The organism is Candidatus Poribacteria bacterium (assembly GCA_021295755.1).
Lineage (GTDB): Bacteria > Poribacteria > WGA-4E > WGA-4E > PCPOR2b > PCPOR2b.
Genome location: JAGWBT010000056.1, coordinates 2004 through 18767 on the forward strand (window position 1 = coordinate 2004; position 16764 = coordinate 18767).

Consider the following 16764-nt stretch of genomic DNA (forward strand, 5'->3'; position numbering starts at 1 on the left):
TGCAGCATATCAAGGCGGATGAAAGGCTGATGTTTGCCACGGACTATCCCCATTGGGACTTTGACTCTCCTGATCGGACCCTACCGACGAATCTGTCTCCGGGGTTGAAGCGGAACATCATGGCAGAGAACGCCCGTGGGTTCTATCAGCTATAGAAGAAACGATAGGCAAGGGCAAAGTTCACCTATCTCTCATAGCCGGTCAGTTCAACATATCCATGACCGCTGACTGCTGCCCCGTCGATCTGTCCGCGCACCCGCACGGCACCTTCCCAATATGTAAAACTTGCACGAAACTCTTGATTCGGGATAAGCGGTTCAACCTGAAGGGCGATGTTTAACTCTGGAAAGGTTATTTGCCAATCGGAGGGATAGGTAGCACGGCTTTCCGGACTTTTCCACTGATGGGTAGGGGTCAGCGTAAAATCTTTCGTCCCGATGCGCAGCTGCCGTCCATCGGGATAGATTAAGGTGCCTTCAAACGTTTGTGGGTCGCATGATTGGTCTGGCCGGCGCAGGCAGTATAGCATCAGTGTCGTGCTATCTGCTAACTGTAAGCTGAACCAGTCCCACCCCACGAACCCTTCGCCGAGGAAACTGGTGCCGAACTCGTGATCCATCCAGCTAATCCCACTGACAGTTACTGTTTCGCCGTTGACTGTGACCTCGCCGGTAGTTTCTAACCCAACGAGACTATAGTAGTAGGTCGCATTGCCCGGTTCGGGTCCCTTTTGGCTGAAGCCGCGATCTCCTTGCAGTATCGGTGGACGCGTCTGCCGCAAGTCGAGGGATAGTCCTATCTGCGGTTCCATCTCGATAGAATTGGAGGTTGAAGGGACATGCAGGCGCATCACCCCCGACTCCGTTTCCGTAGCCGACCAATCCTCCAGCCAGACTTTGTAGGTTGGATCTCCCGTTGCTCCTGCCAATCCACCTGCCCCCCGACTCCTACGCTCAAAGCAGAAATATTCGTTGTTCGCCGCGTCCGTAACGGCAAAATGCGCCATATAAACTTGATTCGTGGCGAAATGTGAAGTCCGCTCTGGCATTTGGGGCGTCAGCGCAAAACGGAAAAAGGTTAACTGATAACCGAAAGCCTTCCCATCGTCGGTGTGCAGGTTGCCGGTATAATACCACCACTCGATTTGATACTCTGGATGCGGCCCATGATCGCGTGGGAACTGGAACGTCATTGGCTCAAGCACACGGGCGAATCGCTCATCGGCTTTGCTGCGCAACGTATCACTGACGCTGGTGGAATTTCGCTGTGCCTCCGCGAAATTGATGCTTACAATTACCAACAGAATTATAGCCCACAGATGGAAAATAGAGCGTGGTATGGCGCACTTTAATTGAATTCGTTGCATCGTCAATTCTAGTACATTCTCGAAGATTTTTGTATTTACAAAACTGATTGACTGATATAATATACGCATGTTAGATACATTTCGATCTTTATCAGATTCTAGACCTTCGGAGGTTTTCATCCACAGACAAAATTTGATTGATGAGGAGTAAAATTATGATCTATGAAATACGAACCTACAACCTAAAAGTGGGACAACTTCAGGACTATTGGGAACGCTTTGGCGAGAAACTGCCGGCGCGTCAAGAATTATCGAAACTCGGTGGGCATTGGTACACTGAAGCGGGACCGTTGAATCAGATGGTCGCTATTTGGCCATACGAGAGCCTTGAACAACGGGCTGAAATCCGACGTGCTGCGGAGGCGGGCCCGGATCCGATATGGCCCCCCGATACAAGCGATCTCATTGTGTCAATGGTATCTGAGATTTTTCTGCCAGCCCCATTTATGACACCCTTGAGTGAACGAGACATCGGACCCATATATGAGATGCGTATATACACCTATCCTGCGGAAGGGATGCCGCAAGTGCTGGAGGCGTGGGGCGCGGCGGTTACCGAGCGCGAGAAGTTCTCGCCGTTGGCGGGGTGTTGGTACTCAGAATACGGTGGGCTCAACAACTTTATCCATGTATGGGCGTATAGGAGTTTTGAGGAACGTCTACGGATACGGGCGGAGACACGGGAACAGGGCGTTTGGCCCCCCAAAGGCTCTGTTAGACCGATAACACAGGAGAGCAAGATCCTGCTGCCCGCGCCTTTTTCGCCGATGCAGTAGACAACTTTATAGGGATTAGGACTTACGTACTTGAATGCTCAGAGTCTCCGTTCCGACCCCCTCTAACTCCCCCGCCCCGAAAGATCGGGATGCAAGCACAAGCGGGGGAGAATCAGTTGTAGTTCGGCGATTTATCTCAATGCCCGATGAATCCCCGATAAATCGGGCATTGAGAAACGGGCAACTGCAGTACGGTCTTAGGTTTGTAATCGGGCGATTTATCGTCCGTCCGGACGCGCAATGAATTGCGCTACTACAAACTAAACTGCGTAACTCCTAAGAGATTAAACACAAGGCACGAAGAGAAACCGAGTTTTCAAGAAAAAACTCGATTTCTGTTACACGACTTCTTAACATGAGCGAAAAACTTTTGCTAGTGTGAGTTCATTCCTGCGGCCTTACAGACCGAATATGGTTGACCGCACAGTCAGTCGTAGCAAAGTTGATTCTCTAGGTCTTTGGCAAAGAAGAAATCGAGTCCGTGGCCGCAATAGCCCAATTCCGTGTCTGCTCCGGGCAGCGCAGCATAAAGGTAAAAAGCGGGTTTCAGTTTGGCAAGGATATCGCTGCCGGAAGGCTCTTTTGGAACCTCTACAACCTCTTTTCCATTTTTCAGGGATGATGTCTTCTCCGCGGTAAACCCGATGATTTCATAGCTGCCAAAGTTCCCACCTTTGAATTTATCGGGAACCTTGATTCGGAATGACCCCTTCTTTTTTCCGCCGGTGTCCACTTTTAGCCAACCAACGGGACCCAAATATTCGGTCTTTTGGTTCACTGTATCGTGCAACCACGCGAAAATCGCACGGCGACCCTTGGGCATCTTTAACCCTTTATAGGTTCCCCGAAATTCGTTTGCTGCTTCATCATATACGATGGTCCCTTTGGGACTCTGACCGTTCTTAAAATCGTAGCCGTCTATAAGGAATCCACCGTACATCGGTTGGACTTGCTGATTTTTGCTTTCTTGGCTCTGAACTGCCCATGCTATGCAGCATATCACCGCAGCCAGAACCAGTAGGAACAACATCTTCAGTTTCATTTTAGTCTCCTTATGATTTGGGCAGGCGGGCTGTTCCGGCTGCCCTTCTGTTTCTGGTAACTAGTATATTTGATATGAAAAGAAAAATCAAGCCATTTTTGGCTGCAAGTGGGGTCATTTAGTTTTAGGCTTTTTAACCATTTTTTTTCAAGAGTCGTAATCGGGAAGTCGTTCCTAGAGTGAGGCGTCGGGATTCGGAGATCCCTCCTACAGGAGAATTAAATGACCCTAGGCTGCAAGCTATATGTATCGGTTTCGTGAACAGTAGGAACCTGTGCAATTTGTTAGATTGACCCAAGTTGCTAGTTATGTGCAGCCCGGTAAAATTAACCTTTTATACCCGTAGGTCGGGCATCCCCGGTCCCACCTAGTTTCGGCATGGACGGCTCCTTTCGGGCTTGCGCGACCTACAAAGCCCTAGTGGGGCGACAGGTGTGTCGTAAATTGGGTTATTTTTGATAGGTGTCGAGTATGGAAACTCGACCTACAGGTTGTATAGCGACTTGCGTTAGATTAAAAAGATGCTTTTGGCTTGTTCTCTCGAATGAATTCTGCTATTCTCTGTTAAGAGGAGATCGCACCTATGAAAGTCTTGCTGAGACAACGTGACCTTTCGGACGAATATATCCAATTTGCCGCACAGATTGGTGCTGACGGATTTGATATTCATAACGCCGAGAGCATCCCTGGATTGGTGGAACAGGGCTATCCAGATTTAGAACAGCTGACAAAATTAAAAGAGAGAGTCAACGCCGCTGGACTTAACATCTACCGCGTCGCGCCCGCCGAGCCGCAGCAATTTCTCACAGGCAAACCGGGCGGCGAAAAGGAACTCGATAATCTGTGTAAGTCGCTTGAGATTTTCGGTCAAGTCGGGATCCCCTTCATGTCGATGCCCGTGCATCTAGCACAAACCCCAGAACATCGAGATGCGAATCCGGGATACCGAGGTGGATATACCAAACCCCTCCGGGGCAATTATACGTTCGGCGGATTTGACGTTGAATTGATGAAGCGGAGTATTGCAGAGAAACCGCTTGAACCGTTTTCTGTTGAAAAGCATTGGGGGCGTTGTGTGCAGATGTATCAACGGCTCGTTCCGCTCGCTGAAAAATTCGATGTAAAACTCATTATCCACCCATCGGATCCACCGCTTCCAGAAACCGAATTTTCACCGAAACGGTGGGCTGCCATCCTTGATGCCGTGCCAAGCGATCACAGCGGGTTGCTCTATTGCATCGGCACCTGCTATGAGTCGGGTGTAAACATCTTTGAGAACATCCGCCATTTTGGAGCGAAGGGGAAAATCTTTCACACCCATTTCCGCAATGTGCAGGGAACGATCCCGACGGGCGGATATATGGAGGTTGCGCTCGATGATGGAGACATGAATATGTTCAAGGTGCTTCAGACCCTAAAGGAGATCGGGTTCGACGGCGGCTTACAGATTGATCATCTGCCGAACTATATTGGCGATGTGGAGCAGCGGGCATCTTCTGCCTATGCGGTGGCTTATGTAAAGGCGTTATTGAGAGCACTTGAGGCTTGACCATGAAACGTTAATTCCCGTTACCCATGACGAAACCATCCGCAAATCTCACTAATTTTCTCTAATTTTTTAGAACTTAGTGAGGATTGGCGCAGATTCGCGGATGTCTTTAAGATTTTGTTTTTTGATGGGTGGATGCTAGGACATTATGTTGAATCTATAATCGCAAGAAAGGATAGCTAATGAATCGCCCCCCAGAAACTTTTGTGAGTGTGCAGGAGGACCGCCTCCTCGCTTTTAGTACTGCCTGTTTTGAGAAGGCGGGATTGTCGCATGACCACGCAGCACTGATCAGCCGTCTGCTTGTCAACTCAGACCTTCGTGGTGTGCGGAGTCACGGCACGCGGACGGTCAATGGTTATTGTAGCGGCTTTGAAAACGGAGATATGAATCCCCAGCCCAATATCCGCCAGATTCACGAAACGCCGACGGCTGTCGTGCTGGATGGCGATGGAACGCTCGGCTACCTTCCAATGGTTCGTGCGACTGAGGGGGCAATCGCCAAAGCGAAGGAGGTTGGACTAGGTATGGGGCTTGTGCGTCACATCGGACACTACGGCTCCGCAGGACACTACGCACGGATGTGCGAGGAGGCGGGCTGCATTGGCTTTTCCGTTCAAGGCTATCAAAATCTGGGCAATGCCGCCGGCAGCGATCCCAAACCGCAGCTTGGCTATTTCGGCAATCCTCCCATCTGCTTTGCTATTCCTGGGGGAGATGAACCGTCTGTGGTGCTTGATGCAGCAACATCCATCATGGCGGACTATCAGCGCGGGGACGACTATGACGCGCTCCTTTCCCTCATTCCGGCTGCTTTTTTCAAAAGCGTGGGTTATACTGCGGTCGCAGGTCTCTTGGGCGGTGGGTTGACAGGATACACGCTTCCTGACGACGAGGGGGTTACCGAACGCTGGCCCGGCGGGGCACGGTTGGGCGGTATGGTTCTCGCCATCCATGTGGACGCGGTTGTACCCGAAGCTGTATTCCGCGCTGAAACCGATCGGATGGTCCGAGACGTGAGAGAAACGTTTGAGCCGATGCCCGGCTATGACCGTGCACTGCTGCCCGGCGGGATTGAAGTAGAGAGAGTTGAGATGCACCGTCGTAATGGCATCCGCTACGGAGAGATAGAGCAGGAATCAGCCCGTGAAGTCAGTGAGCGTCTTGGCGTTCCGCTGCCGTGGGATTAATGCCGTGAAGACGAGAAAACGAGAAGGCGAGATGCACCGGACCAAAAGAATATTCAACGCGAGGGCGCGAAGTCGCAAAGAAACCTTTTTTAAGATTTTCCTTGCGCCTTTGCTACCTCGTGTCTTTGCGTTAAAAAAGAGCGGATATCGTTATCCCGTTTTTATGTAGTCGTTGTTAGGGTAAATCATTTAGGAGGAGAAAGAACTTATGGAACCACTTCGTGTTGGATTTATCGGTGCTGGTGGCTTTGCCAGACACACTATCTATCCGGCTTTACACCTTGCCCCCGTTGCCCTGCAAGCGGTCTGTGACATGGATGAAGCAAAAGCGAAAGATGCAGCGGGGAAATTTGGCACGGGGCGTTGGTACACGGATCGGCATAAAATGTGGGAACAGGAAGACCTTGAGGCGCTCATCATCAGTATGAGACCCGACCCACGCCAATCCCTCGTTCGTGAAGCTTTGGAAGCGGGCTATCACGTCTTTGTTCCCAAGCCGCCTGCCCCCTCTTTGGCGGATGCCACTGAACTCGCAGAGACCGCTGATCAGGCTGGCAAAATGTTGATGATCAATTTTCAGCGACGGTTCAGCTTGGGTGTCAGCCGTGCCAAAGAGATTATGGCGCAGGAATCTTTTGGTCAATTGACGCAACTCTTCTGCTCCTTCTGTAGCGGTACCTATCCGACGGTGCAATGGTATCTTTTGGATTTTGCTATCCATCATTTTGATCTCGCACAGTACATCGCTGGTCCAGCAAAAGAGATTGCTGTGTTCCACAACGAGGTAGGTGGGCAAGGATCTTTCGCAGTTGCGGTCGAATTTGAGAACGGTGCAGTCGGAAACCTCCAACTGAATAGCCAACGGCTCTGGAGGCGCAACTATGATCGGATTGAAATCACAGGACAGGAAGAGTACATTGTCCTTGATGGACTGTGGGAGATTGCTCACTATGCTGACTCCCAGAATGTCTTTACGGATAACTTCAGCGACCAACGCAACGGCGAATTGACCGGCGACGGGCATAGCTTGACAGAGTTTGTCAACGCTATCCGTGAAAATCGTGAGCCGATAGCGAGCATCAACGATTGCTTGAAGTCGATGCGGCTGTATGAAGCCGTTTTGGAAAGGCGAAAGGGAGTTATTACGCTGAATGATTAGTGATCCTTCAGCGTTAAAAGGAAGGATTCTATATGGCGGTCTCGATTCGAAAATACTGCGGAGATGACCGTGCACAGGTTGGTATGATTTGGTCAGCGGCTTTTGATGGTGGTCAGCCCAATCCAAGGCTTGAAAATCCGGAATTGCCCCTTGATCTCCGAAGTCCCGATGAAGATTCGCAGGTGTTCGTAGCGGACGTGGATGGGGTTGTCTCTGGTGCGTTTCAGATCTTTTATGCACCGTTAACTTGCCGAGGCGTACATTTCAGGTGTGGTGGCATGAGTGGTGTTGCTGTCGCGCCTGCGAGCCGTAAGCGGCATGTGGGAAGCGCAATGATGACGTGGTCGATAGAGGAGATGTATCGCACCGGGGAGGTTGTCACAAATCTACGTGCGGCTCATGAATTCTTCTATCGGCGGTTTGGTTGGGAGTGCTGCGGACGTTGTGTGCGTATTACTTGTCCTGTCCCACTGTTTCCCCGGATGGACTGTGTATTGCCGGTGCGCCAGTTGAGTGTTGATGACTGGGGACAATTGGACGCAACATACGAGGAGTTCGCACATCGCTATTCAGGGATGCGTCTTGCGCGCAAAGGTTTTGGCTTGTCGCGGCTCACACAGACCGAAGGCACTCCGCCCTTTGTATTTGCCGCCGGTGAGCCGGTGGAAGCCTATGCCATAGTGAGACTGACGCTAGGGATAGATCTAGCTATAATCGAATTTGTATGGACGACACTGCGAGGCTATGAAACGATGCTTGCGACATTGGCGGGTACTGGTATAAATCATCAGTCTATTACTTGGGATGAACCCTCTAACGGTCCGTTCTTGTCCTCAAAATGGTTTACCCGTGGCATGATGGCTCAACTCCCGGATCCATCGATGTTCCGCGTCTTGGATGTGCCTGCCTCTCTCACAGGCCTCTCCACGACCGCCTCCGGAACCTTCACAATGACTATTGATGATGAAATCCTTCCGTCCAACCGGGGACCGTGGCGGGTCTCTTACTGTCCTGAGGGCGTGCGGGTCGAACCGAGCGACACCGCAGCGCTGCACATGGACATCCATCAGTATACGCAGGCATGGCTGGGTGAGCCGAGCCTTGCAGATCTATTAACCCACGGCTTTGTGTCGTCTTCCAGTGCTGAGGCAGCGGAGGCGGCGAAAGCACTTCTGCCACCCCAAACGACTTATAGCCTCGAATATTTCTAGGATTTACCCATTTCAGCGCGGGCAAGTAGCCCGTAGGTCGAGATTCATATCTCGACGAAATTCGCGACCATGTCGATTTTGGAAAATCGATCTACTAATGTGACAACGAGGTAATGCAATGAGCCATACGATTCTCTACAAACGAAAGGGATTTTACGGTGCCTTTCCTGTTCTAACCCATCTCCCCGATGGACGGTTGACGGTTGGGATTCCGGTCGCACCATTCCATGACCACTACGCGGTTGCTGATTGGCTAGTGTTCCTGTCGGAAGACGAGGGAGAAACGTGGCAAGAAACCGATGATCCAACACTTCCCGACAATTGGCCCGGCACATCACCGCGTGAGATATATGACCGATTCGCCGCCGTGATGCCAGACGGGACGTATCTCTGTGCCGGTACAGTGGGCTGGCAAGCTCAGCCAGCAGAGCAACAGGCGGATGTGGAAGCACAGGGCCTAGTTGTGCGTCCGCACCCGCACGACAAGAACGCAATTTTGGTGGGGAGTAACAAGTTGTTCGTCCAGCGTTCGACTGATAAGGGAAACACATGGGAGCGGCAGGAATGGACTGTGCCCGGTGTTGAACATCTCACAGCGTTTCCGCGTTCAGCGTGGTTGGCGGACGGAACGATCCTGGTCCCTGTGTACGGTGCCGATCCCGATGCTCGTTGGCGAACCTACATCTGGCGATCAGGGGATGGCGGAAAAACGTGGCGTTGGTTGACGATGGGTTCTTATGTAACAGGGGTAGAGGGCAACGAGACATCACTTCTGGAGGTCTCCCCCGGGCGCGTCCTTGCCCATACGCGAACGGAGGGCAGCTACCTGCTGGAGACGTGGTCGGATGACGGTGGACGGACATGGTCGCAGCCGTTACAGACACCTATCTGGGGGTATCCGCCGCATCTGTTGAAACTTCGAGATGGACGGATACTGTGTTCGTTTGGATATCGACAGGAACCGATGGGGGTGCGTGCGGTCCTGAGCCACGATGGCGGGGTTACGTGGGGTATGGATAACGTTATTGTTCTACGGGACGACGGTGGGACGCCCAGCGAATTCCGATCCGACGTGCAGGGTGGCGGTGCTGATGTCGGCTATCCGATCTCAACGCAACTATCCGATGGGAGCATCTTGACCACTTATTACATTACGTTGTCGGATGGTGTAACGCACTCGGTGGCGACGCGCTGGGAAATTTAATAGGCGAAAACGGGATAACGAGAAGACCAGAAAACGGGATAACGGGATAAGATTGACCGCTGAGACGCAGAGAAGGAAATGCCAAAGGTTTTTTATTTTATCATGAGGTTCCATAACCTTTATTGAGTATTAACGTCGTCCACGCTATGCCCTCCGTCGTGGCGATGTTCACTGTGGGGGGCGTGGAGAAAGATGATGGATCACAAACAGAAGCTTGGCTATACGGTTTTGGGTGCGGTGATTATGCTGGTTGGTATAGGTGTCGGATCTATCGTTTCACCCCCTTTGATTGCACAGAGAGATGGTGTATTTGGTGAGATTGAGTGTACCGAGCTAATAGTGGTTGATAAGGCGGGGAAAACGGCAGTTCACTTATCTGCCCGTGAAGATGGGAATGGGATAGCTGTCTACGATACGGCAGGTCAAAAGGCGATTACCTTAACCGCTGTTGAATTGGGAAACAGTGTAACTGTCTGCGATAAAGCAGGAAAGGCGGTGGTTGACTTAATCGCCATTGAAGCGGGGAAGGGTGCAGTAGTTGCCTACGATAAGGCGGGGAATATCAGGGGGGTAGCGCCTTGAGCAGTTGACATATGTAAAATTTGGGTACTACAATTCCTTCTAATCCGTAAGTCCCGAAGATATCAACAAGCAGCGCGCTTCAGTGTTAGATATCTTTTGAAGAATGGAGACACTCACGATGTTAATTCAAGAACAGTTGCCTTGGACTCAAATGGACGACGAGCATTTGAGCCTATTCAAAGCCATCGGTGTAGACTATGTTACGATTAACCCGCCGCCGGATGATCTTAAAGATGGGGAAGATCGTGCAGACTTCTGGAAAGAGATGAGTCGGCGCGTTGATTCCCACGGGATGAAGTTGGATAACGTGGGTATGAACTGTTGGGACGAGATTTCGCTTGCCCGTCCGGATCGGGACCAAAAGATCGATGCGTGGTGCACCATGATTCGGAACCTCGGTGCCGCAGGAATCCGAACCTTGGGTTACAATTTCAAACCCATCGGCAACTTCCGTACAACTTCAGCGATTGGACGCGGTGGTGTCCGCTATAGCACCTTCGATTACGATGAGTTCATGGAAGATCCGGCGGACGTTCCTAAAAAATATATCGCCGAAGAGCAACTCTTAGAGAATTTGCACTATTTTCTTAATCGTATTGTTCCGGTGGCTGAGGAAGCAGGGGTTAAACTCGCGATCCACCCGGACGATCCACCCATTCCTGAACCGCTTGGCGGCGCAGCTCGAATCCTCTCGACGCTCGACCATTTCGAGCGCACATTTAACACAGTGCCCGGCGAGATGAACGCTATGCTATTTTGTCAGGGCTGTGTCCGTGAAATGGGAGAGGATGTGCCTTCCGCCATCCGACGTATCGGCTCACAGAACAAAATTGCTTACGTCCACTTTCGCAACATTAGAGGCACACCCAAGAGTTTCCAAGAGGTCTTTGTGGATGAGGGAGATGTGGATATGTATGAGGCGATGCAGACCTATCGGGAGGTGGGATTTGAAGGTCCCTTCATGATGGATCACACACCTAGTTTTCCGCAAGAGAATACGCAATGGGCGGGCAGGGCTTTTGCTGTCGGTTACATCCGATCGATGATCCAAGCCGTTTATCGTTAAAACAGTGGCTCATATAAAACGAAAGTGTAAAGCAAGAGGAGAAACCGAGTTTTTCCGAAAAAACTCGGTTTCTGTTGCACGATTTCTTAACATAAGCAAAAACGGTTATCAGTAAAAGGTAAGTTAATATGAAAATAGATCCAATAACCCTCGCCGTGATTCGTGGCAGCTTGGAACAGATTGCAGACGAAATGGACGCCACCCTTGAGCGGATGGCGTTTTCGCCGGTAATCTCCGACGGTTTTGACCGAGCTAGCGGTATTTACGACAAAACCAACGGCGAGGTTATTATGCAGGGGCCGCGCGGGCTGCCGAGTTTCATTTACGTCATGGAATTCACCACTCGCACGGTGATTGAGTCGATTGAGAACATTGAGCCGGGCGACATCTACATTGTGAACGATCCCTACTTGGGTGGTACGCACCTGATGGATGTGAAGATGGTCAAGCCTGTATTCTATAAGGGAAAATTGACTGCATTTCTCGCCAATAGCGGACATTGGCCCGACATTGGTGGGCGGGTGCCCGGCGGTTTCTCAAGCAAAGCCACGGAGATTTATCAGGAAGGTCTTCGTCTTCCGCCGATACGAATTTTGGACAAGGGGGAACTGAACAGAGAGGTGCTTGACATCATTCTGCACAACGTGCGGGTTCCAGATGAACGGCAAGGCGATATTATCGCACAGGTGACCGCCCTCAATCTTGGGGCTGAACGGCTGACCCGCCTGCTCGATCGTTATGGGGAGGAGACGGTCTTTGATGCTATAGCAGAGTTGAGTGCGCGTTCAGAGCAGTTAATGCGAAGTCATATTGAAACCATTCCGGACGGGGTCTACACATTTGAAGATTATATCGATAGCGACGGGGTGGAGTGGAAACCGCTCACCATCCACATGGAGATGGAGGTGAAGGGGAGCGATGTTCATATCGACTTCTCCAAGAGCAGTCCGCCCTGTAAGGGACCCCTCAACAGCGTCCTCAGCACCACTATCGCTGGGGTCTATATCGGTTTTAAGCATATCTTTCCCGATGTTCCCATCAACGCGGGATGTTTCGCGCCCTTCTCCTTTGATCTACCCGACACAACTTTTATCAACGCTCAACTACCACGGCCTGTGTCCGGCTGCGCCTCCGAGGTTTGTCAGCGTATCATTGATGTGGTTTTGGGGGCGCTCAGTCAGGCGATTCCCGATAAGAGCTACGCCGCACCGATGGGAACGGTGACGAACCTCTCTGTAGGAGGGGAAGACCCTGAGAAGGGGTATTACGTCTTCTATTCTTTCATCGGCGGTGGGTACGGCGGGAATTTTCTGACCGATGGGCTTATTAACGGCAACCCGACCATTGCCCTCGCCCGAACTCAAGCCTTGGAAATCTTTGAATCTCGCTACCCTGTTCTCTTTACCCGGTATACCATACGAGAAGGATCGGGAGGGGCGGGTATGCGTCGGGGTGGTCTCGGTGTAATCTTTGAATTTCAGATTCGGCGGGGCGAGGCGAGCGCGTCAATGCTAGGAGAGCGTGGGCGTTTCGCCCCCTTTGGAATCCTCGGTGGAAAATCCGCAAAATCGGCAAAACACACTTTCATCCTCCAAGGAGAGGAATACAACCCGCCCCACATTAGCAAAGATGAAGGCATTCCCATGCAGGCAGGTGATATCCTGCGACTAGAGACGCCGGGAGGAGGAGGATATGGTAACCCCACAGATCGTCCACCGGAATTAGTGTTACAGGATGTCAAACGTGGCTATTATGACCACAAAACTGCAGAAGAGGAGTATGGTGTCCTGATCGTGGAAAATGACGGAGCGATTGACGCCAACGGCACGGCACAACTACGCGCCTCTCTTCGCTCTCAACAATGAGACCACTGTAAAAATGTCGACACGCCATAGCCAATCTCGTATCCGCTGGTTGCCCGTCGTTATTATCGTTGCCTTAGCTATTTTAGCAATTATACTGCTCTGGAGCGTAGACGCACCACATCGACAATCGCGAGTTCTTCATACAGTGTTGGTCTTGATGCTTTCGTTCCTGCTGATGCTGCTGTGGCTGCTCTTTTTCTCACGACTCAGATGGAAAGTCCGGCTGCTTGCGTTTGGTGCGGTTGTACTGATTATCCTTCTTTCGACCATGCTGTTTCGGGTGAAAGGATTTAGCGGGGACTTAGTCCCACTTCTCGAATGGCGTTGGGGTGAAAAGGCTGCTGAGTCTTTGATGGGGAATGCCCCAACCACTCTGGGAGGGGCTTCAAAAGATTACCCTCAGTTTCTTGGACCACATCGCAATGGGACGGTTCAAGGGATAAAATTAGCGCGGGATTGGTCGGAACGTCCGCCCCAGCTTTTATGGCGACAGCCCATCGGTGCCGGTTGGTCGGCTTTTGCCGTGGCTGGAAATTCAGCGATCACCCAAGAGCAGCGCGGCGAGTATGAGATGGTTGTTTGCTACGATCTGCATTCCGGCCGAGAGCAATGGAGCCATAGCGACCGCGACAGATATGAAGCAACGCCTGCCGGTGTTGGTCCCCGTGCAACGCCAACAATCGTGGCAGATAGGGTATACACGCTAGGTGCGACCGGCCTCCTCAATTGCTTGGATTTGGCAACCGGAGAACGTATTTGGTCGGAGGATATCCTCTATGATAACGACGCTGAGCTTGCGTCGTGGGGAATGAGTGGTTCACCGCTTGTTCTGGAGGACCTTGTGGTGGTGAGCGCAGGAGGTGGGACAGGCAAGTCGTTAGTCGCCTATCACAAGGATACGGGGGAGCGCGTCTGGCGGGATGGCAGCGATCCGGCGGGATATAGCTCGCCGTTGATTACGACGCTCGCAGGTGTACCTCAGATCCTTATTTTTAATTATGGGAGCGTAACTGCCCATGACCCAAGCGACGGGCAAGTCCTCTGGCAGCAGCCTTGGCCCAATACCACCGAATGTATCGCTCAACCGGTGCCACTGCCGGAAGACCACCTTTTCGTCTCAAGTGGGTACGGTATCGGCTGCAAGCTATTCCAAATCTTACGCCATGAAGATAATCAATTGAAAGCCACTCTCGTGTGGGAAACACCCCGGCTCAAAGCGAAGTTCACAAATGTCGTTTACCGAGATGGATATATCTACGGGTTGGACGATGGTGTGCTTGTGTGTCTTGATCTCGCGGACGGACAACGCAAGTGGAAGCGTGGTCGCTACGGGCATGGACAGGTGATATTGGTTGATGGTCCCGACGAAATTAAGGATCAGAATAGGCTACTCCTTGTGAGTGCAGAGTCCGGCGATGTTCTCTTAGTTGAAGTCAATCCGAACGAGAGCAGAGAGCTATCGCGTTTTCCTGCGCTAGCCAGTAAAACGTGGAATAATCCCGCCCTCGCTGGACAATATCTGCTTGTGAGGAACGATAGAGAGGCGGCGTGTTATGAGTTACCTTTGGATTAACAGGAAAACCAGAAAACGGGAACCCCCTCCGCGAATCACGCCAATCTTCACGAATTAAAAGAGCCCGGTAGGTGCGGTTTGCAACCGCACCTACCGGGACTGGGGAAAATACCGTACCTACCGGGGGCGAAAGCGTCTATTGATTTTTAGAATTTACTATAAAAGCAGGTAAAACATGAATCAAACTATGACAGACAAAGTCCGTCTCAGCGTTTCAGAGACAAAAGGGATTCCTCGTCAAAATGCACCTATCACGCAAGGCGTCCCGTTGCCAAAGGGCGCATTACGTAATCTGGATTCGGTTTGGGTCGAGGATAGCGCTGGACAACCGGTAGCGGCGCAGTTTCGGACGTTGAGCCGCTGGGAGGACGGAAGTCTGAAGTGGGTGCTAACCGATTTCTCGGCAGACGTGCCAACCGAAGGGCAAGCCGATTATGCTTTCTGCTATGGTCAGAAACCTGCATCAATTCCGTTAAATGGGACAATCCAAATCGAAGAGAGCGATGACCGAATTACTGTCTGTACTGGACCGCTGCGATTTGTCGTCAATCGTCAACAATTTTCGCTGATTGAATCCGCTGAATTGGGGAATGTGGACGCGAAGGGCGAATTCTTTCCGGAGTGCGAAGTTGTCAGCGAAGATGGCACTTCTAAAGGTGAGGCGTGGGTGCGTATCTGTGAGTCATTTGACAGCACGGAGGGGAAACGTTACCTCTACGGAATGGGCGGGGACTGTTTGGCTTCCCTTGCAAAGGAGGATTACTCCGTAGAACTAGAGGAGGTAGGACCCCTACGGGCGGTCATCAAGTGCACTGGAGCTTTTGAGGCGGATATCCCTATGCACCACTACGCGGGATACCGACCGTTTCAGTTGGTGACGCGGATTTACGCCTACGCTGGACAAACCTACCTTCGTGTACTCCATACTGTGGTGATGGCGTGTAATCCGAGAGAGACCGAGGTGGAGGAGATTGCTCTACGGGTGCCGGTTTCCCTGAAAAACCCTGTGCGCTTTCGGGCGGCGTCGTTGCGACCAACCGAGGGAAATCTTAATCCCGATGAAGCAATCTTGTTGCACCAACGATCAGATAATCAGTTCTTGCTCGAGCAGCAACGTGTGGGAGAGCATCGAATCGTCGCTGAGGGTGAACGGACGGAGGGGTGGATGACGGTTGAGGATGACCAAGTAGGAGTCGGAGTCGGTCTTCGATACATGCCGGAAGAGTATCCCAAAGCGTTGCGGGCGGGGGGAACTGGAAAAGGCATTGATGTCTTTCTCTGGAAAGGTGTAGATGGAAAACGGCTCAGTCTCAAGCGATATGCGGAGGAAATGTCGTGGGGGGAAGGTGAAGGGGTCTACGCCGACGGCACCGGCACAGCGAAAACGAGCGAATTTTTTGTCTGCTTCTACAAAGCTGCAGCGCGTGAGGAGATTCCTGATAGGCTGCGGGGACTACTGACGCCACCGCACGTCGCTATCAAGCCGGAATGGATGGCACAATGCGAAGTAACCGGTGGATTTGCTCCGATTGCCGCCGACCAATTTCCTGAATCTGAGCGGATGATGACCGGCTTTTTGGATTGGCTGACTCGGAACATTCAACTCGGTCGTTGGTACGGCTTTTTCGATTGGGGGGACGCGCTTGTCACGTGGGAGCAAGAGGAAAACGATTGGCGGTTCTATGGTAGATGGGGTTGGTGCAACAGTGAATGGGATCCGCGGCACGGTGTTTGGGTCCAGTATCTGCGGACAGGCAGAGCGGACTATTTTCAGTTGGGTGAGTCTATGACGCGACACTCGGCTGACGTGGACACGTGCCATTTCCATCCGTTCCGCCCTTATATGGTCGGCGGTTGCTTCCGGCACAGCACAGACCATTTCGGCGATGAGCCCTGTGCGTCGCACACCTTTTTGGATGGCTGGCTGGATTACTACTATCTGACGGGCGACCTGCGGACTTATGAGGTGCTTCGGGAGGCAGGGGAATTCCTTTTGCGATACCGATGGACGGAGGACCCGACCTATAGTTTTAGTTTACGAAGTATCGCTAATGTGCTCCGGGGATTGCTCTACCTTTACGAAATCACCGGTGAATCGCGGTTCATGGAGCGAGCCGAAGAGGTTTACACCGTGATAGCACGGGGGCAAAACGATGATGGCAGCTGGCACAAGCGATTTCA

13 protein-coding genes and 1 pseudogene (1 of these 14 cut by a window edge) are annotated in these 16764 nt (G+C 51.8%); 12 read left to right on the forward strand and 2 right to left on the reverse strand.

Translation table 11 applies throughout. The features are described from left to right. Nucleotides 1–155, forward strand: a pseudogene (locus J4G02_09980) (amidohydrolase) (it extends 924 nt beyond the left edge of the window). 29 nt (nt 156–184) lie between these two features. Here the strand turns inward: J4G02_09980 and J4G02_09985 are convergent. Further along, nucleotides 185–1366, reverse strand: a complete 1182-nt coding sequence (locus J4G02_09985) for a carotenoid 1,2-hydratase (GenBank protein ID MCE2394901.1) — start codon at nt 1364–1366, stop codon at nt 185–187. 155 nt (nt 1367–1521) lie between these two features. On the opposite strand from J4G02_09985, the gene J4G02_09990 reads away from it, so the two are divergent. Beyond that, nucleotides 1522–2142, forward strand: coding sequence for an NIPSNAP family protein (locus tag J4G02_09990; protein MCE2394902.1), 621 nt, complete (start codon nt 1522–1524; stop codon nt 2140–2142). Between the two features lie 427 nt (nt 2143–2569). Here J4G02_09990 and J4G02_09995 read toward each other — a convergent pair whose 3' ends face one another. After that, nucleotides 2570–3184, reverse strand: coding sequence for a hypothetical protein (locus J4G02_09995; GenBank protein ID MCE2394903.1), 615 nt, complete (start codon nt 3182–3184; stop codon nt 2570–2572). Nucleotides 3185–3767: 583 nt separating this feature from the next. On the opposite strand from J4G02_09995, the gene J4G02_10000 reads away from it, so the two are divergent. The 10 genes from J4G02_10000 to J4G02_10045 all read left to right on the forward strand — a co-directional run. Then, nucleotides 3768–4733, forward strand: a complete 966-nt coding sequence (locus J4G02_10000; protein MCE2394904.1) for a mannonate dehydratase — start codon at nt 3768–3770, stop codon at nt 4731–4733. Between the two features lie 182 nt (nt 4734–4915). After that, entirely contained in the window at nt 4916–5923 is a 1008-nt protein-coding gene (locus tag J4G02_10005; protein MCE2394905.1) for an Ldh family oxidoreductase, read from the forward strand. Nucleotides 5924–6131: 208 nt separating this feature from the next. After that, nucleotides 6132–7082: a Gfo/Idh/MocA family oxidoreductase gene (locus J4G02_10010; GenBank protein ID MCE2394906.1), complete on the forward strand. Its 951-nt coding sequence runs from the start codon at nt 6132–6134 to the stop codon at nt 7080–7082. A 32-nt stretch (nt 7083–7114) separates the two neighbouring features. Further along, on the forward strand, nt 7115–8293 hold the full coding sequence (locus tag J4G02_10015; protein MCE2394907.1) for a GNAT family N-acetyltransferase: 1179 nt from the start codon (nt 7115–7117) through the stop codon (nt 8291–8293). Between the two features lie 118 nt (nt 8294–8411). After that, the gene (locus tag J4G02_10020; GenBank protein ID MCE2394908.1) at nt 8412–9497 is read left to right on the forward strand and encodes an exo-alpha-sialidase; all 1086 of its coding nucleotides are present in this window, start codon (nt 8412–8414) and stop codon (nt 9495–9497) included. A gap of 195 nt (nt 9498–9692) precedes the next feature. Next, entirely contained in the window at nt 9693–10079 is a 387-nt protein-coding gene (locus J4G02_10025; GenBank protein ID MCE2394909.1) for a hypothetical protein, read from the forward strand. A 118-nt stretch (nt 10080–10197) separates the two neighbouring features. Continuing rightward, the gene (locus tag J4G02_10030; protein ID MCE2394910.1) at nt 10198–11145 is read left to right on the forward strand and encodes a mannonate dehydratase; all 948 of its coding nucleotides are present in this window, start codon (nt 10198–10200) and stop codon (nt 11143–11145) included. A 128-nt stretch (nt 11146–11273) separates the two neighbouring features. Continuing rightward, nucleotides 11274–13010, forward strand: coding sequence for a hydantoinase B/oxoprolinase family protein (locus J4G02_10035; GenBank protein MCE2394911.1), 1737 nt, complete (start codon nt 11274–11276; stop codon nt 13008–13010). Between the two features lie 13 nt (nt 13011–13023). Beyond that, nucleotides 13024–14583: a PQQ-like beta-propeller repeat protein gene (locus tag J4G02_10040; protein MCE2394912.1), complete on the forward strand. Its 1560-nt coding sequence runs from the start codon at nt 13024–13026 to the stop codon at nt 14581–14583. Nucleotides 14584–14758: 175 nt separating this feature from the next. Continuing rightward, a partial coding sequence (locus J4G02_10045; GenBank protein MCE2394913.1) for a hypothetical protein occupies nt 14759–16764 on the forward strand: 2006 nt, incomplete at its 3' end.